The 17,049-nt window shown below is 72.6% G+C and carries 15 protein-coding genes; 4 read left to right on the forward strand and 11 right to left on the reverse strand.

The window, feature by feature from the left end; genetic code table 11:
- Window positions 1-64: 64 nt before the first annotated feature.
- Window positions 65-1,294 (reverse strand): crosslink repair DNA glycosylase YcaQ family protein, encoded by a 1,230-nt coding sequence (locus tag O7603_RS13745; protein WP_281576097.1) that lies wholly within the window; start codon window positions 1,292-1,294, stop codon window positions 65-67.
- 79 nt (window positions 1,295-1,373) lie between these two features.
- Here O7603_RS13745 and O7603_RS13750 point away from each other — a divergent pair, with 79 nt between their 5' ends.
- Window positions 1,374-1,928 (forward strand): GNAT family N-acetyltransferase, encoded by a 555-nt coding sequence (locus O7603_RS13750; protein ID WP_281576098.1) that lies wholly within the window; start codon window positions 1,374-1,376, stop codon window positions 1,926-1,928.
- On the opposite strand, the gene O7603_RS13755 is transcribed toward O7603_RS13750, so the two are convergent.
- Window positions 1,827-3,104, reverse strand: coding sequence for a glycosyltransferase 87 family protein (locus O7603_RS13755; protein ID WP_281576099.1), 1,278 nt, complete (start codon window positions 3,102-3,104; stop codon window positions 1,827-1,829). The genes O7603_RS13750 and O7603_RS13755 overlap by 102 nt on opposite strands.
- 35 nt (window positions 3,105-3,139) lie before the next feature.
- Here O7603_RS13755 and O7603_RS13760 point away from each other — a divergent pair, with 35 nt between their 5' ends.
- Together O7603_RS13760 and O7603_RS13765 are read left to right on the forward strand one after the other, a co-directional pair.
- Window positions 3,140-3,721 (forward strand): GNAT family N-acetyltransferase, encoded by a 582-nt coding sequence (locus tag O7603_RS13760; protein ID WP_281576100.1) that lies wholly within the window; start codon window positions 3,140-3,142, stop codon window positions 3,719-3,721.
- A 157-nt stretch (window positions 3,722-3,878) separates the two neighbouring features.
- A complete protein-coding gene (locus O7603_RS13765; RefSeq protein WP_281576101.1) occupies window positions 3,879-4,262 on the forward strand; it encodes a VOC family protein in 384 nt (127 codons plus the stop codon).
- Between the two features lie 65 nt (window positions 4,263-4,327).
- Here O7603_RS13765 and O7603_RS13770 read toward each other — a convergent pair whose 3' ends face one another.
- The 4 genes from O7603_RS13770 to O7603_RS13785 all read right to left on the reverse strand — a co-directional run bounded on the left by O7603_RS13770 (window position 4,328) and on the right by O7603_RS13785 (window position 8,677).
- A complete protein-coding gene (locus O7603_RS13770; protein WP_281576102.1) occupies window positions 4,328-5,221 on the reverse strand; it encodes a carbohydrate ABC transporter permease in 894 nt (297 codons plus the stop codon).
- Between the two features lies 1 nt (window position 5,222).
- A complete protein-coding gene (locus O7603_RS13775) occupies window positions 5,223-6,341 on the reverse strand; it encodes a sugar ABC transporter permease (protein ID WP_281576103.1) in 1,119 nt (372 codons plus the stop codon).
- A 64-nt stretch (window positions 6,342-6,405) separates the two neighbouring features.
- Window positions 6,406-7,653: an extracellular solute-binding protein gene (locus tag O7603_RS13780; protein WP_281576104.1), complete on the reverse strand. Its 1,248-nt coding sequence runs from the start codon at window positions 7,651-7,653 to the stop codon at window positions 6,406-6,408.
- A gap of 31 nt (window positions 7,654-7,684) precedes the next feature.
- Window positions 7,685-8,677 (reverse strand): LacI family DNA-binding transcriptional regulator, encoded by a 993-nt coding sequence (locus O7603_RS13785; RefSeq protein ID WP_281576105.1) that lies wholly within the window; start codon window positions 8,675-8,677, stop codon window positions 7,685-7,687.
- Window positions 8,678-8,822: 145 nt separating this feature from the next.
- On the opposite strand from O7603_RS13785, the gene O7603_RS13790 reads away from it, so the two are divergent.
- On the forward strand, window positions 8,823-10,955 hold the full coding sequence (locus tag O7603_RS13790; RefSeq protein ID WP_281576106.1) for a glycogen debranching N-terminal domain-containing protein: 2,133 nt from the start codon (window positions 8,823-8,825) through the stop codon (window positions 10,953-10,955).
- An 87-nt stretch (window positions 10,956-11,042) separates the two neighbouring features.
- On the opposite strand, the gene O7603_RS13795 is transcribed toward O7603_RS13790, so the two are convergent.
- The 5 genes from O7603_RS13795 to rpsO all read right to left on the reverse strand — a co-directional run bounded on the left by O7603_RS13795 (window position 11,043) and on the right by rpsO (window position 16,880).
- Window positions 11,043-11,516, reverse strand: a complete 474-nt coding sequence (locus tag O7603_RS13795; RefSeq protein WP_281576107.1) for a GNAT family N-acetyltransferase — start codon at window positions 11,514-11,516, stop codon at window positions 11,043-11,045.
- Between the two features lie 48 nt (window positions 11,517-11,564).
- A complete protein-coding gene (gene dapB / locus O7603_RS13800; RefSeq protein ID WP_281576108.1) occupies window positions 11,565-12,338 on the reverse strand; it encodes a 4-hydroxy-tetrahydrodipicolinate reductase in 774 nt (257 codons plus the stop codon).
- 207 nt (window positions 12,339-12,545) lie between these two features.
- Window positions 12,546-13,961, reverse strand: a complete 1,416-nt coding sequence (locus O7603_RS13805) for a pitrilysin family protein (protein WP_281576109.1) — start codon at window positions 13,959-13,961, stop codon at window positions 12,546-12,548.
- 53 nt (window positions 13,962-14,014) lie between these two features.
- Entirely contained in the window at window positions 14,015-16,387 is a 2,373-nt protein-coding gene (locus O7603_RS13810; RefSeq protein ID WP_281576110.1) for a polyribonucleotide nucleotidyltransferase, read from the reverse strand.
- Between the two features lie 223 nt (window positions 16,388-16,610).
- On the reverse strand, window positions 16,611-16,880 hold the full coding sequence (gene rpsO, locus O7603_RS13815) for a 30S ribosomal protein S15 (protein WP_043962418.1): 270 nt from the start codon (window positions 16,878-16,880) through the stop codon (window positions 16,611-16,613).
- Window positions 16,881-17,049: the final 169 nt, after the last annotated feature.

The raw sequence follows: 17,049 nt of genomic DNA on the forward strand, positions 1-17,049 counted from the left end.
GGCGGCGGGTGCGTCAGCAGGCGGCTGCGGCGGGCCGGCCGGTCCGTGAACGCTCGTCACGCGCTCACCGTACACCGGCGACGCCCACCAACGCGGCGGCCAGCGGACCGGCCAGGTCGCCGGCGGTGGGCGGCGCGACCGCGTCCAGGCCGAGCCAGCCGGCGAGGCGGTAGAGCTCGGCGGCGAGCGCCACCGCGGTCTCGCCGGGATCGGCGCCGGGCTCGACCCACGCGGCCGGCACCAGCAGCACCCCGGCCTTCCGGTCGGCCTTCAGGTCGACCCGGGCGGTGAACCGCTCACCCTGCAGGAAGGGCAGCACGTAGTAGCCGTGCACCCGCTGCGGTGCCGGCACGTAGATCTCGATCCGGTAGCTGAAGTCGAAGAGCCGCTCGGTGCGGTTACGCTCCCAGACCAGCGGGTCGAACGGGCTGACCAGGGTGTTGCCGCGGACCCACCGGGGCAGCCGGGCCTGGGCGTGCAGCCAGGCCGGCTGCCGCCACCCGGCCACGGTCACCGGCAGCAGCTCACCGGCCTCGGCCAACTCAGCGATCGCCTGCCGGGCCCCGGCGAGCGGCAGCCGGAAGTAGTCGCGCAACTCCGGCTCGGCGGCGACCCCGAGCGACCGCGCGGCGATCGCCAGCAGGGTGCGGTAGGCCTCGCCGTCGGTCGGGGTGGGCGCGTCCAGCGCGGCGGCCGGCAGCACGCGCTCGGGCAGGTCGTAGCGGCGGGCGAAGGAGGTGCTGCGCTCGGCCGCGGTCACCTCACCGGCCCAGAACAGGTATTCCAGCGCCCGCTTCACCGCCGACCAGTTCCACCCCCAGTTGCCGGTCTCCCGCGGCGCGTCGTGCTCGATCTCCGCGGCGGTCAGCGGGCCCCGCGCGGCCACCTCGTCGCGCACCCAGGCCACCAGCTCGGGCTGCTCCTCGGCGATCCGGCGCATGCCGCCCCACGACTCGCTGCGTGCCCGGGCCATCCGCCAACGCAGCGCCGCGTGCAGCGCGACCGGGACCAGCGACGCCTCGTGCCCCCAGTATTCGAACAGCTCCCGGGGGCGGCGGTAGGCGGCGGTGTCGAGCAGGGTCGTCGGGTAGGGCCCGAGCCGGCTGTAGAGCGGCAGGTAGTGGGCCCGTTGCAGCACGTTGACCGAGTCCATCTGGATCAGCCCGACCCGGTCGAGCACCCGGCGCAGGTGCCGGCGGGTCGGCACGCCGACGGGCGCCGGGTCGGCGAAGCCCTGGGCGGCCAGCGCCACCCGGCGGGCCTGGGCGAGCGAGAGCGATTCCGGTGCGGTCATCGTCGGCGACACTATGTCATCGGTACGACGCCGCCGCGCCATGCTGGATTTGCCGACGGATGCGGCATAGAACGGTGCAATGCTCACCATCCGCCCCGAGGAGCCGGACGACGCCGAAGCGGTCGCCCAGGTGCACGTGCACGGTTGGCAGACCGGCTACGCCGGCATCATGCCGGACGAGGTGCTGCGCCGGCTGAACGTGGCGGCCTGGGCCCAGCGCCGGCGCGACATCGGCACGGCCGACCCGGAGCACCCGTTCACCACCCTCCTCGCCGAGGCGGACGGCGGGCGGATCATCGGGTTCACCTCGTTCGGCCCGTACCGCGTCGACCAGGACCGCGCGGACCTCGACCCGACGTGGGGCGAGGTGCTCGCCCTCTTCGTCGAGCCGGCCCACTGGGGTGACGGCACCGCGCGGGCGCTGCTGGCCGCCGCCCGCGACGGACTGGCCGCGCGGGGCTGGACGGCGTACCGGATGTGGGTGCTGGCGGAGAACAGCCGGGCCCGCCGGTTCTGCGCGCGGGCCGGGCTGTCACCGGACGGTGAGCGGTCGACCTACCCGGTGCCGCTCTCCGGCGGCCGCCCCCCGGTCGGGCTCGTCGAGCTGCGGTACGCCGGACGCCTCGACGGCTGACCGGCGCGGCGCGACCCACCGGCGGATCGGCAGGAACGCCAGCAGCGCGAGGCTGATCCAGACGTACGCGTTGCTGCCGAGGAAGCCGTCCACGCCGGTGAAGTCCTTCTCCCACGACCAGACGATCCGGCTGATCAGGAGCCCGTACCCGACGATCGCGGCGGCCAGCAGGAGACGGCGCCGGCGGCCGCCCGCGGGCGCCGCCATGGCGTTGTCCACCAGCAGGATCAACGCCGGCAGCAGCCAGACCAGGTGGTGCACCCAGGTGACCGGGCTGACCAGACACATCACCGCGCCGGTGAGGGCGAGGCCGGTCGCCTCGTCACCGACCGCGACGGCGGCCCGGGAGCGCCAGGCCCAGAGCGCCAGCGTGCCGAGCACCAGGACCAGCCAGGCCACCGTGCTCGGGTGCGCCGGGTCGAGCCGGGCGACCACTCCGCGCAGCGACTGGTTGGAGACGAACGCCAGCTCGCCCACCCGGCCGGTGTTCCACAGGGCCTCGGTCCAGAACTCCCGGGAGGCGTTCGGGAAGAGGGCGCCAGCGAGCACGCTGGCCCCGGCCGCGGTGGCCATCGCGGTGACGGCCGCCCGCCAGCGCCCGGTGACCAGCAGGTAGACGATGAAGATGCCCGGCGTGAGTTTGATCGCGGTAGCCAGCCCGATGCCCACCCCGGCCCAGCGGTTGCCGGCCGGCAGCAGCCGGAGCAGGTCGACCGCGACCAGGAAGAGCAGCAGCATGTTCACCTGGCCGAAGTTGACCGTCTCGCGCATCGGCTCGAACGCGGCGGACAGGCAGAGCGCCACGGCAAGGGTGAACCAGCGGGTCCAGCCGGCCCGCCGGGCGATCGGGTCGAGCAGCCACCAGAAGAGCACCGCGGTCACGACGACCGTGGCGGCGACGCTCACGGTGATGGCGGCCGGCCACGGCAGGTACGCCATCGGCAGCATGACCAGCGCGGCGAACGGCGGATAGGTGAAGCCGTACTGCGTGTAGGGCCGCAGGTAGTCGTAGATCTCCCCGCCGTCGTGCACCCACCAGTTCAGGGCGCCGTAGTAGACCTGAAGGTCGAAGAAGCCGTGCCGTACGGCCGCGACCAGCAGGAAGGCGCTCACCGCGACGGCGAGCAGGAGAACACTGACGACCTGCCACATCGTCCGACTGGCACCCTGCGCCACCGTCGCCTCCCTCGCCCTGCGTAGGCTCACGTCCCATGGCTCTCGGGTACGTCCGCCCGGCGCGTCCGGAGGACGCCGGCGAGATCGCACGCATCCAGCTCGCGACCTGGCGGGTCGCCTATCGCCGGATCCTGCCCCGGCACGTCCTCGACAACCTGGACGAGGCGTGGCTCGCGCGGCGCTGGACCGCGGCGGTGCAGGAGCCGCCCTCCGGCGCCCACCGCGTGCTGGTCGCCGTCGAACAGGCCGAGCAATCGTATCTGGTGGGGTTCGCCGCCTCCGGTCCGGCCGATGCGGAGGCCCTCGCCCCCGGCGAGCCGGCCGACGCCCTCGACGCGGGCGTGGTGGCCGTCACCGACCTGCTGGTGGAGCCGCGTTGGGGCCGGCGGGGGCACGGCAGCCGGCTGCTCGCCGCGAGCGTGGACCTGTGGCGGGAGGACGGCTTCGGGCGGGCGGTCGCCTGGGCGTTCGACGGTGACGCGGCGATCCGGAAGTTCCTGACCAGCACCGGCTGGGAGCCGGACGGCGCGGCCCGCGCCCTGGACGTGGACGACATGCTCGTCCCCCAGATCCGCCTGCACGTCGCGGTCCCCACCGAGCCGGTCGCGGAGGACTGAGCCGGCGCCCGTCGGCGGAGATCGCCGGCGGCGGCCCCGCGTCCCCGTCGTGTCACCCGCGTGGGTCCCAGGGTGGGCCTACTGTGACCTGGAGACGGGCTCTCGGCCGCCCGGCACCACCGCGCGGACGGGGCACGACCGGAAGAGGGAGACGATCATGTTCAGGGACACGCGGGCGTTCAGCGGCTTCTCGGTGGACGACACCGACCGGGCGATGACCTTCTATGCCGACACCCTCGGCCTGCGCGTGTCGCTGGACGAGGCGATGGGCGGGCTTCTGACGCTGCACATCGCCGGCGACCGGGACATCCTGGTCTACCCGAAGGGCGGCGACCACACGCCCGCGACCTACACCGTGCTCAACTTCCCGGTCGACGACATCGACCGGGCCGTCGACCAACTGACCGCACGCGGGGTGCAGTTCGCGCGCTACCCGGGGATGCCCCAGGACGACAAGGGGATCATGCGCGGGAACGGGCCGGCGATCGCCTGGTTCACCGATCCCGCCGGCAATGTCATGGCGGTGCTGGAGCTGAAGTGAGCGGTGGCGGTCCCCCGCGCGGAGCCGGGAACCGCCACCGATCGCACCACCGACCGCCCGGCAGGTCAGCCCTTGTCGGAGCCGTCGTTCGCGTCGCGGACGAAGTAGCGCTGGAAGATCACGAACAGGATCGCGACCGGGATGGTGGCCAGCAGGGCGGCGCCCAGCTTGAGCGGATACTGGCTGCCCTTCCCGAGTGAGCCGCTGACCAGGTCGGCCAGGCCGCGGGGCAGGGTGAACAGGTCCGGGTCCTGCACCGACACCAGGCTGTGCGGGAACTCGTTCCAGGAGCCCTGGAACGACAGGATGGTCAGGGTGATCAGTGCCGGCTTCGCCATCGGCAGCACCACCGACCAGAACGTGCGGAACACGCTCGCCCCGTCGATCCGGGCCGCCTCCTCCACGCTCACCGGGATCGACTCGAAGAACTGCTTCATGATGAACACGCCGGCCGCGTCGGCGAGCAGCGGGATGACCAGCCCGGTGTAGCTGTTGTAGATGCCGAGCTGGTTGAGCACCAGGAACTTCGGGATCAGCAGCACCACGGGCGGCACCGCCATCACCGCGACCACCATGGCGAAGAGCCCGGCCCGCCCGCGGAACCGCAGCCGGGCCAGCGCGTAGCCGGCGAGCGAGTCGAAGAACACCCGCCCCACCGTGACCAGCACGGTGACCAGCAGCGAGTTGCCGAGCCACAGCGGGAAGTTGGTGCCGGCGAAGATCCGCTCGAAGCCGGTCAGCGTCAGTGGGTCGGGGATCGGCGAGAGCGGGTTCGCCGCCGCGTCCGGCTCGGTCTTGAACGAGTTCCCGAGCTGGATGACGAACGGGTAGAGAAAGACCAACCCGAAGAAGACCAGCGTGGCGTACCCCAGGAAGCGGGAGGCCAGCGTGCGGCGGCCCCGGCCGCGACGCCGGGCGGGCGCCGCCGCGACCGGCGGGCGGTCGGTCAGCACGGCCATGTCACGACCCTTCCGGTACGCGTCGACGCCACCAGCCCCGCCGCCGCCCGACCGGGTCCCGGTCGGCCATCACACGGCGCTGGATCAGGGTGAGCACGATGATGATCAGGAACAGCACGAACGAGATCGCCGCTCCGGAGCCGTAGTCGAAGTCGCGGAACGCGGTGCGGTACGACAGGTAGGCCGGGGTGAGGGTGGTCTTGGCCGGATCGCCCTGGCTCATCACGTACACCTGGTCGAAGACCTGCCACGAGCCGATCAGGCCGAGGGTGAGCACCAGGAAGGTGGTCGGCTTGATCATCGGCAGGGTGACGTAGCGGAACCGTTGCCACCGGCTCGCCCCGTCGAGCGTGCTGGCCTCGTCCAGGGCCACCGGCACGTTCTGCAACGCGGCCAGGAACATCAGCATGAAGGTGCCGGAGGTCGTCCAGACCACCAGCGTGATGATGGAGACCATCGCGACGCTCGGTCCGGAGAGCCAGTCCCACCAGCTCAGCCCGAACGGGCCGCCGCCGGTCAGGGCGGCGGGCGGGGTGTCCACCCCGAGCGTGCCGAGCAGCAGGTGCAGGACGCCGCGCGAGTCGGCGAACCACTCCGGCCCGTTGAGGCCGACGAGGGCGAGCAGCTTGTTGACCGCGCCGGAGTTCGCGAACAGGAACAGGAAGACCACGCTGATCGCCACCGAGCTGGTGACCGAGGGGAAGTAGAAGGCGCTGCGGAAGAAGCCCTTCCCCTTGAGCATCCGGTTGTTCACCACCATGGCCAGGCCGAGGGCGAGCACGGTCTGCGCCGGCACCACGATCCCGACGTAGTAGACGGTGTTGCGGATGCTGGTCATGAAGTCCCGGCGGTCGAGCCCGTCGTCGGTGAACAGCCGGGTGTAGTTGTCGCTCCCGACGAACGGCACGTTGCTGGTGAACGGGCTGCCCTGGCCGTTCCAGTCGGTCAGGCTCACCCAGAGCGCCATCAGGATCGGCAGCAGCATGAACAGCCCGAGGATCAGGATCACCGGTGCCACGAAGAGCCAGCCGGCGACGTTCTCGTTGCCGCGGGTGCCGCGTCCATGCCGGGGCGCCTCGCCACGCGCGGTGGCCGGCGCCGCCAGTGCCTCGGTCGCCATCTCCCTCCCCTCTCCTCTCGGAGATGCGGGCGGGGGCCCCGGTAGCGGGGCCCCCGCCGTCACCTCAGCTGCCGCCGAGCGCCGCCTTGGCGTTCTTGTCGAAGTTCGCCAGGATGGTCTTCGGGTCGCCGGTGGTCAGGCCCTGCAGGCCGGCCTCGAGGTCCCGCAGGACGCTGTCCATCTTCGGGGCGTTGACCGGGCCCTGGGCGTACGCGACGCCGTCGATGAAGGTCTTGTCCGCCGGGAAGGCGGCGGTGTACTGCTCGCGCACCGACTGGCGGGACGGCATCACGCCGAACGCGGTGGCGAACGCCATCTGCTGCTCGCCGCTGGTCATCGCCTCGACGAACTTGATCGCCTGGTCCTTGTACTTCGACTTCGCCGCGATGCCCCAGCATTGGGTGAAGGAGAGCGTGCCCTGCCCCTTGGCGCCGGTGGGCAGCGGAACGACCTTGTACTTCACGTTCGGGAAGTCGTTCTGCAGGGCGCCCTTGATCCAGTTGCCCTCGATGGTCATCACGGCCTTGCCCCTGCCGAACGCCTCGCCGGACCAGCCGGCGTCCAGCTGCTTCGGGTACTTGGCCAGCCCGTCGGTGAGCAGGCCCTTGACGTACTGGAGGGCGGCCAGGTTCTCCGGGGTGTCGGCGGTGGGCTGCTTGCCGTCCTTGCTCATCAGCCAGCCGCCGTTCTGCACCATGAAGGCGCCGATCCGGTCCCGGGTGTCGCCCAGCGCCAGCGCCACCATCCCCTTGGCCTTGATCTTCTGGCCGGTCGCGGTGAGCTGGTCCCAGGTGGTCGGCACGTCCGCGTCGGTCAGGCCGGCCTTCGCCCACAGGTCGGTGTTGATCTGGAGGGCGAGGGTGGAGAAGTCCTTCGGCGCGCAGTAGAGCTTGCCGTCGTAGGTGAACGTGGTGCGCAGGCTCTCGTAGAAGTCGCCGGTATTGCTGATCTTGTCGCCGTACGGCTCGAGCGCGCCGACGCTGGCGTAGTCGGCGAACCGGGTCGCGTCGACGTAGAAGACGTCCGGCGGGGTGCCGCCGGCCAGGCCCTGGCCGAGCTGCTGGGTGAGGTCCTGGGCGGGGGTCACCGTGGCGGTGTTGCCGGTGCTGCCCGCCCACTTCGCCGCCGCGTCCTGCACCGCCTTGGTCTCCGCCTCGCCGGAGGAGCCGATCAGGATCTGCAGGTTGGCCGGACCGCTGGACTGCGCGGTGTCGCCCGACTCGTCGAAGCCGCTGCCGCAGGCCGCCAAGCCGAGCAGTGCGACGGCGGCGAGGCCGGCCACCGCCGCCCGGGTGAGGGTTCGAGGTGCCATCGGATTCTCCTGTGGGGGAAGGGGAAACGGACTACGCCGTGTGCCGGAGCACCAGCGAGGGCTGAAGCAGTACGGGGGCCGGGGTCCGCTGGTCGCCGTCGAGGACCGCGGTGAGCAGGTCCACGCAGCCGGCGGCGGCCTCGGCGAGCGGTTGGCTGACGCTGGTCAGGCCGACCGCGGCGGCGACCGGGGTGTCGTCGAAGCCGGTCACCGCGACGGGCGGGTCGGCCGCGCGGACGGCCTGCATCGCGCCGAGCGCGAGGGAGTCGCTGGCGCACACCACGGCGGTCGGCGGGTCGGCCACGACGAGCAGGTCACGCATCAGCCGCTCGCCCTCGGCGATGCCGTCCTCGGTCGCCCGGTCCAGCCCCGTCGGGTCGATCCCGGCCGAGCGCAGCGTCTCGCGCCAACCGGAGCGCCGGTCGTCGCCGACACCGGAGCCGGCCGGCCAGCCGAGGAAGCCGATCCGCCGGTGGCCGCGCACCAGCAGGTGGGCGGTGGCCTTCGCGGTGCCGGCGGCGCCGTCGACGTCGACCCACGGGTGCGCCGCGGGGTCGTCCCACGGCCGGCCGAAGGTCACGAAGGCGACGCCGCGGTCCGCCAGCCAGGCCGTCCGGGGGTCGCCGTGGTCGGTGCCGGTGAGCACGAAACCGTCCAGGTCGTAGGCGCTGAGCAGGTCGTCGTAGGCGGCGATCTCGCTCTGGTCGTCATCGGCGGTGTAGAGCATGGTGCGGTAGCCGTTCGCCTCCGCGGTCTCGGTGAGGCCGTGCAGGAAGCGGTCGAGCACCGAGCCGTTGATCCCGTCGCGCGTCGGCTCGATCCGGACGGCGATCAGCCGGGAGCGGCCGGTGCGCATCTGCCGTGCGGCCTGGCTGACCCGGTAGCCGAGGGTGTCGATCGCCTCCTGGACCCGCTGCCGGGTCTCCTCCCGCACGATGTGCGGGGCGTTGAGCACGTTGGACACCGTCTGGCGGCTCACGCGGGCGTGCCGGGCCACCGTCGCGATGGTCACCTTTTCGGCCACAAAATCCCTCTCGCCATCTTGAACGATCCAATCCGAATACGGCAGGATTAGATCGTTCAAGTTTCCGGAATGTTTCGCACTTTGCACCGCCCGGGACGAGTTGTCAAGACGTCCGTCCCGCCCCGACAGGATCTGGAGCCCCGCCGTGACCGAACGCCTTCTGCAACCCCTGCTGCACGAGTTGGTGGGGGTCGTCCTCGCCCCCACCAGCGCGCTGGGGGACGCGGCCGGGCAGATCCGCCCGGCCGGCGTACAGGGCGTGTTCCACGCCGACGCCCGGGTGCTCTCCCGCGCCGAGCTGCTGATCGACGGCCAGGAGCTGGAGGGGCTGACCCGGGTGACCGACGGCCCGCACGGCGCCCGGTTCGTCGGGCTGGCCCGGTGGCTCGGCGACCCGTCGCCCGACCCGACCGTCCGCGTCGACCGGCTGCGCCGGGTCACGCCGGGCGGGCTCACCGAGGAGATCCGGGTCGTCTCCACCGCCTCGGTGCCGGTCCGAGCCACGGTGAGCGTCGAGCTGGGCTGCGACCTGGCGCCGATCGAGGTGGTCAAGTCCGGGGGCTCCGCCGAGCCGCTGGCCGCCAAGGCCGGCCAACCCGGCGAGCTGGTGTGGGCGGCCGAGGGCATCACCGTCACCGTGACCGGCGACGACGCGGAGGTCGACGCCGTCGGCGAGCGGGCCAGCGCCCCCCGCCTGACCTGGCCGGTCGACCTGCCGACCCGCGGCGCGGCGGTGCTGCGCTGGCGGCTCGCCGTCGAGGACCCGCGGGCGGTGGTGGTCTGCCCACCGGGCGAGCCGGCCTGGTCCCGTCCCGCCTCGCGCGCGGACGACCGACGGCTCACCCGGTTCCTCGACCGCAGCCTCGACGACCTGCGCGGCCTGCGGCTGGCCGAGGCGGGCGCGCCGCACGACGTGTTCCTCGGCGCCGGGGTGCCCTGGTTCCTCACCCTGTTCGGGCGGGACAGCCTCTGGGCCGCCCAGATGCTGCTGCCGCTCGGCACCGAGCTGGCCGCCGGCACGCTCCGGGTGCTGGCCCGCCGGCAGGGCGCCCGGGTCGACCCGGCCACCGGCGAGGCGCCCGGCAAGATCCTGCACGAACTCCGCCGCCACCAGTTCGCGCTGCCCGGCAACGGGCTACGACTCCCCCCGGCGTACTACGGCACCGTCGACGCCACCATGCTCTGGGTCAACCTGCTGCACGACGCGTGGCGGTGGGGACTGCCGGCGGAGCAGATCGAGCCGCTCCTGCCCAACCTGGAGGCCGCGCTGGGCTGGCTCGCCCACCATGCCGACGCCGACGGCGACGGGCTGGTCGAGTACGTCGACACCACCGGGCACGGCCTGGCCAACCAGGGCTGGAAGGACTCCGGCGACGCGGTCCGGTTCCGCGACGGCACCCTGGCCGCGCCGCCGATCGTGCTGGCCGAGGTGCAGGGGTACGCGCACGAGGCCGCGGTGAACGCCGCCGCCCTGCTCGACGCGTTCGGCCGGCCCGACGGGGACCGCTGGCGCGACCACGCCGACCGGCTGGCCGGGCGGTTCCGGGCCGCGTTCTGGGTGGACGGGCCGCACGGTCCGCAGCCCGCGCTCGCCCTGGACCGCGACAAGCGGCCGGTCGACTCGCTGACCAGCAACATCGGCCATCTGCTCGGCACCGGGCTGCTCTCCGGCGAGGAGGAGGCGCAGGTGGCCCGGCTGCTCGGCACCGACGCGCTGGCCGGCGGGTTCGGCCTGCGCACCATGTCCACCGACGACGCCGGCTTCAGCCCGCTGTCGTACCACTGCGGCTCGATCTGGACGCACGACACCGCGATCGTGCTCGCCCGGCTGGCCCGGGCCGGCTTCCGGGACGCCGCGCTGGGCCTCGCCGACGGGCTGCTCGGCGCGGCCGAGGCGTTCGACTACCGGCTGCCCGAGCTGTACGGCGGGGACGACCGGTCGGTCGGCCGGCCGGTGCCCTATCCGGCGGCGTGCCGACCGCAGGCCTGGGCCGCGGCCGGCGCGGTGCTGCTGCTCCAGGCCGCCACCGGGCTCTACCCCGACGTGCCGGGCGGCACGGTGCGGCTCGCTCCGCTGGCCGGCCCGGAGCTCGGCGCGCTGGCCGTCGACCGCCTCACGGTGGCCGGCGCCCCGGTCGCCGTGACGGTCGACCGCGCCGGCCACCCCACCGTCACCGGCCTGCCCGCCGGGCTGACGGTCACCGTCGACCCCGCACCCACCCGGGCGACCGTCCCCACCCAACGCCCCACCCCGACCGACCTGCCCACCCAGGCCTGACCCCGCCCGCCTGAGCGAGGTTGATCATGAAGTTGTTGCCGTCCGTCTCGGCGTGTCGCGGCAACAACTCCATGATCACCGGGTGGGTCAGCGGGTGGTGAGTTCGGCGACGATCTCGTCGTCCTCCATGTCGCCGGTGGGGTGGAAGCCCAGGGCGGTGTAGAGGGCCGCGGCCGCGGTGTTGTCCGGGTGGTACGACAGCCGGACCGGCGGATGCCCGTCCCGGGCGGCCAGCCAGCCGGCCAACGTCGACACCGTCGCCGCGCCGATCCCCCGCCCCTGGGCCGCCGCGTCGATCATCATGCCGCCGATCCAGTGCGACCCGTCGTCGTCCACGCCCCACATGACGTGCCCGACGACCGTCTCGTCGGCGTACACCGCGAGCGAGGTCCACACGTCGCCGCGGCTGGTCAGCAGCAGGTAGCGGGCGGCCAGCGCGGGCACCCAGGCCCGCTGGTCGTCGCGCGGCGCGACGTCGGCCACCGCCCGCCAGTTGTCGTCGTCCACCGAGCGCAGGGTGATGGGGCGTCCGGCCTTGTCGTGGTGTCCAGCATCGATCACCGAGGCAGCCTAGGAGCTGCCCGGTGCGCGGGCGACGGACTTTCCCGCTCAGTCGAGCAGCGCGTCGAGGCCCACGGTGAGACCGGGCCGGTTGCGCACCTCGCGGACGGCCAGCAGCACACCGGGCATGAACGAGGCCCGGTCGTACGAGTCATGCCGGATCGTCAGCGTCTCGCCGGTGGTACCGAAGAGCACCTCCTGGTGCGCGACGAGCCCGGTGGCCCGCACCGCGTGCACGCGTACCCCGTCGATCTCGGCGCCCCGGGCGCCCGGCACCTCGTCCTTCGTCGCGTCCGGAACCGGACCGAGCCCGGCCTCGGCGCGGGCCCGGGCGATCTGCCGGGCGGTGTGCGTCGCGGTGCCGCTCGGCGCGTCGAGCTTGCGGGGGTGGTGCTGCTCGATGATCTCGACCGACTCGAAGTGCCGGGCCGCCCGGGCGGCGAACTGCATCATCAGCACCGCGCCGATGCCGAAGTTCGGCGCGATCACCACCCCGACGCCGGGCTTGCGGGCGAGCCAGCCACGTACCCGCTCCAGCCGCTGCTCGGTGAACCCGGTGGTGCCGACCACCACGCTGATGCCCTGGTCGATGCACCAGTGCAGATTGTCCATGACGACGTCCGGGGTGGTGAAGTCCACGACCACCTCGGCGCCGGCGTCGGAGGCCGCGAACAGGCCGTCGCCCTGGTCGATCATCGCCACCAGCTCCAGGTCGGACGCCGCGTCGACCGTCTTGCACACCTCGACGCCCATCCGGCCCCGGGCACCGAGCACGCCCACCCGCAGCGGCTCGACCGGGTTTCTCTCCTGCTCGTCACTCACGGGGCACAACCTATCCCAATCAGGACGGCCCCACCCCACGGGACCTGCCTCCTCCCACACCGGGCCTGCCCCCCGGGCCGCGCTCCGCAGCGCCCGTCGATCATGCAGTTGTGGTGGGTGACAGAAGGTTCAGATACGAGTGAAACCGGCACCACACGTGCATGATCGACGCCGAGGGAGCGGGCGAGGGCGGGGGCGGCGGCGGGGTCAGGGTGTGGTGAAGTCGCCGGCGCCGAACGGGCCGACCACGGCCAGCGACATCGGGCGGCCCAGCAGTTCGGCGGCGAGGGCGTTCACGTCCTCGACGGTCACCGCGTCGACCCGGGCCAGCAGCTCGTCCACCGGCATCAGGTCGCCGTAGAGCAGCTCGCCCTTGGCCAGCCGGCTCATCCGCGAGCCGGTGTCCTCCAGGCCCAGCACGAACGACCCCTTCGACATGCCCTTGCCCCGGACGATCTCCGCCTCGGTCAGCCCGTCGGCGGCCACCCGGGCCAGCTCGGCGCGGGTCAGCTCGAGCACCTCGTCCACCTTGCCCGGGGCGCAGCCCGCGTAGACGGCGAAGAGCCCGGTGTCGGCGTACTGGCTGGCGTAGGAGTAGACGGAGTAGGCCAGGCCGCGCTGCTCCCGGATCTCCTGGAACAGCCGGCTGGACATGCCGCCGCCGAGCACGTTGTTGAGCACGCCGAGGGCGAAGCGGCGCTCGTCGGTCCGGTCGATGGCGGGGCAGCCGAGGATGACGTGCGCCTGCTCGGTCTCCTTCGGCTCGACCAGGGTCGTCGCCGGCCGAGTGCGTACGGCCGGAGCGGCCGGACGGTGCGGCGCCGGCGTGGCCGGGTCGGTGTCCAGCGGGGTGCCCTGCAAGGCCTGCCGGACCAGCTTGACCACCACCGCGTGGTCGAGGTTCCCGGCGGCGGCAATGACGATCTGCGGGGCGGTGTAGTTGCGGCGGTAGAAGCCCTGGATCTGCCCGCGGGTCATCGGGGTGACCGTCTCCTCGGTGCCGGAGATCAGTCGGCCCAGCGGGTGGTCGCCGTAGACGGCCCGGGCGAAGAGGTCGTGCACCTCGTCACCGGGCTCGTCGTCGTGCATGGCGATCTCCTCGAGGATCACGCCCCGCTCGGTCTCCACGTCCGCCGGCTCCAGTACGGAGTCGGCGACCAGGTCGCACATCACGTCGATCGCCAGCGGCAGGTCCTCGTCCAGCACGCGGGCGTAGTAGCAGGTGTACTCCTTGGTGGTGAAGGCGTTCGTCTCGCCGCCCACCGCCTCGATCGCCGAGGAGATCTCCAGCGCGCCGCGCTTGCGGGTGCCCTTGAAGAGCAGGTGCTCCAGGAAGTGCGCGGCGCCGGACTGCGGGCCGGTCTCGTCCCGGGAGCCGACCGATACCCAGATGCCGAACGACACGCTGCGCATCGTGGGGATCGCCTCGGTGAGCACGCGCAGACCGCTGGGCAGCACGGTACGTCGTACCGTGCCGCCCAGCGGGTCGTCGCTGATCGTCCGGGTCACCGCCCGGCCGCCGCCGGCAGCCTGGTCGGCGGCTCGGGACCGGGTCGCCCCGCCCGGGAACGACACCACCCCCCGTCGATCCGGCGGAAACGGCGCACGAGCGGCCCGACTCACGTGTTGCTCCCAGATCGACGAGGGGTGATGGTGGTGCTGCGGTGCGAGGACGGTCAGGAGTGCCGGGTCCGGCGGCGCGGACGCTCGCCGCCCTCGCCACCCTCGCCGCCGCCCTGGCCACGGTCGCCACGCTCCGGGCTCCGGCCGCCACGCTCCCGGTCACCCCGGTCGCGCGGACCCCGGTCGCCACGGTCGCGGCCGGCCGGGCGCTCGCCGCCCTCGCCCTCCGCGGCGGCCGGCGCCTCGGCGCCCTCCGGGCGGACCTTGTCCAGGTAGATCTTGCCGCGCTGGTCGATGTCGGCGATCTCCACCTCGACGCGGTCGCCCACGTTGAGGAAGTCCTCGACCTTCTCGACCCGCTTGCCGTCGCCGACCTTCGAGATGTGCAGCAGGCCGTCCCGGCCGGGCAGCAGCGAGATGAACGCGCCGAACGCGGCGGTCTTGACCACCGTGCCCAGGAACCGGTCGCCGACCTTCGGCAGGGTCGGGTTGGCGATCGCGTTGATCCGCTCCACCGCGGCCTGGGCCGACGGGCCGTTGGTCGCGCCGACGTAGATCGTGCCGTCGTCCTCGATGGAGATCTCGGCGCCGGTCTCGTCCTGGATCGCGTTGATGGTCTGGCCCTTCGGGCCGATCACCATGCCGATCTTGTCCACCGGGATCTTGACGGTGGTGACCCGCGGCGCGTAGTCGCTCATCGTGGCCGGGCCCTCGATCGCCGACTGCATCACGTCGAGGATCGTCTGCCGGGCCTCGTGGGCCTGCTGGAGTGCACCGGCCAGCACGTCTGACGGGATGCCGTCGAGCTTGGTGTCGAGCTGGAGCGCGGTGACGAAGTCCCGGGTGCCGGCGACCTTGAAGTCCATGTCACCGAACGCGTCCTCGGCGCCGAGGATGTCGGTCAGCGTCACGTACTGGGTCTTGCCGTCGACCTCGTCGGAGATGAGGCCCATGGCGATGCCGGCGACCGGCGCCTTCAGCGGCACACCGGCGGAGAGCAGGCCCAGCGTCGAGGCGCAGACCGAACCCATCGAGGTGGAGCCGTTGGAGCCGAGCGCCTCGGAGACCTGCCGGATGGCGTACGGGAACTCTTCGCGCGAGGGCAGCACCGGGATCAGGGCCCGCTCGGCGAGCGCGCCGTGGCCGATCTCGCGCCGCTTCGGCGAACCGACCCGGCCGGTCTCACCGGTCGAGTACGGCGGGAAGTTGTAGTTGTGCATGTAGCGCTTGGACTTCTCCGGGGAGAGGGTGTCCAGCGACTGCTCCATGCGCAGCATGTTCAGCGTGGTGACGCCCAGGATCTGGGTCTCCCCCCGCTCGAACAGCGCCGAGCCGTGCACCCGCGGCAGCACGCCGACCTCGGCGGTCAGCGGACGGATGTCACGCGGGCCACGGCCGTCGATGCGGACCTGCTCGCGCAGCACCCGGCTGCGGACCTCGGACTTGGTCAGCGACCGGAACGCGGCGCTGAGCTCCTTCTCCCGGCCCTCGAAGCGCGGGCCGAGCTCCTCGGCGACCCGGGCCTTCACCCGGTCCAGCGCCTCCTCGCGGTCCGCCTTGCCGGCGATCTTCAGGGCCTCGGCCACGTCAGCCCGGGCCAGGTCGGCCACCGCGTCGTAGGCGTCGTCGGCGTAGTCGAGGAAGACCGGGAACTCGGCGACCGGCTTGGCGGCCACGTCGGCCAGCTCGCTCTGCGCCCGGCACAGCTCGCGGATGGCGGGCTTCGCGGCCTCCAGGCCGCTGGCCACGACCTCCTCGGTCGGGGCGGGGGCACCGCCGGCGACCAGCGCCACGGTGTGCTCGGTGGCCTCGGCCTCGACCATCATGATCGCGACGTCGCCGTCCGGCAGCGCGCGGCCGGCCACCACCATGTCGAAGGTGGCGCGGGCCAGCTCCTCGTGCGTCGGGAAGGCGACCCACTGGCCGTCGACGTGCGCCATGCGGGTTGCGCCGATCGGGCCGGAGAACGGCAGGCCGGACAGCTTGGTCGACATCGACGCGGCGTTGATCGCCACCACGTCGTACGGGTGCTGCGGGTCGAGCGCGAGGACGGTCTCGACGACCTGGACCTCGTTGCGCAGGCCCTTGACGAAGGACGGGCGCAGCGGCCGGTCGATCAGGCGGCAGGTGAGGATCGCGTCCTCGCTCGGCCGGCCCTCACGGCGGAAGAACGAGCCGGGGATCCGGCCCGCGGCGTACATCCGCTCCTCCACGTCCACGGTCAGCGGGAAGAAGTCGAACGACTCCCGCGGCTGCTTACTGGCGGTGGTGGCGGAGAGGACGACGGTCTCGCCGAGCTGGGCGATGACGGAGCCGGCGGCCTGACGGGCCAGCCGACCGGTGGAGAAGGTGATCTCACGGGTGCCGAAGGACCCGTTGTCGATCACGGCGGTGCGGGATTCGGTGCCGAGGTTGGTCTCGGTCATGGTGCGGTTGTGCTCCTTCGCGTCGGGGGCCCACGACACGGGAGCTGCCCAGACGGCCGGTCTTCGATCGAAGCGCCCGGGTGGCCGGCGAGTTGCCGGGGTGCCCGGGGGCCACTACCGGAGACCGGTGCGCTGACCGGCTCCCTCTCGAATGGTCGAGCGGCCCTGTTCTTCTGTGGTGCGGAACGGGGGAGCGACCCGGTCGGGTCGCTCCCCCGTCACGTCACCGGCGCAGACCGAGCCGCTCGATGAGCGACCGGTAGCGGTTGATGTCCTTCTTCTGGACGTAGTTGAGCAGCCGACGGCGACGGCCGACCAGCAGCAGCAGCCCACGGCGGCTGTGGTGGTCGTGCTTGTGCACCTTCAGGTGCTCGGTGAGCTCGGCGATCCGCTTGGTGAGGACCGCGACCTGCACCTCCGGCGAACCGGTGTCGCCCTCGGCGGTCGCGTACTCCGCGCGGATCTTGGCCTTTGCTTCCTGGTCGAGCGCCATGTTCTCCCTGTTTCGGTGGGTTGATCACTGGTGTCCGTCATCCCGTCCGGTGGACCGGAGTCGGACCGGTACCTCGCACCCGCGGCGTCGAGCAGGCACGCGAGGCCCCACGTCGGTCATCCGACGTCCCCGCCAGACTATCAGTTGTCAGCGGGAGTGCCCGGTCAAG

Source organism: Micromonospora sp. WMMD812 (assembly GCF_027497215.1).
Taxonomy (GTDB): Bacteria; Actinomycetota; Actinomycetes; order Mycobacteriales; family Micromonosporaceae; genus Micromonospora.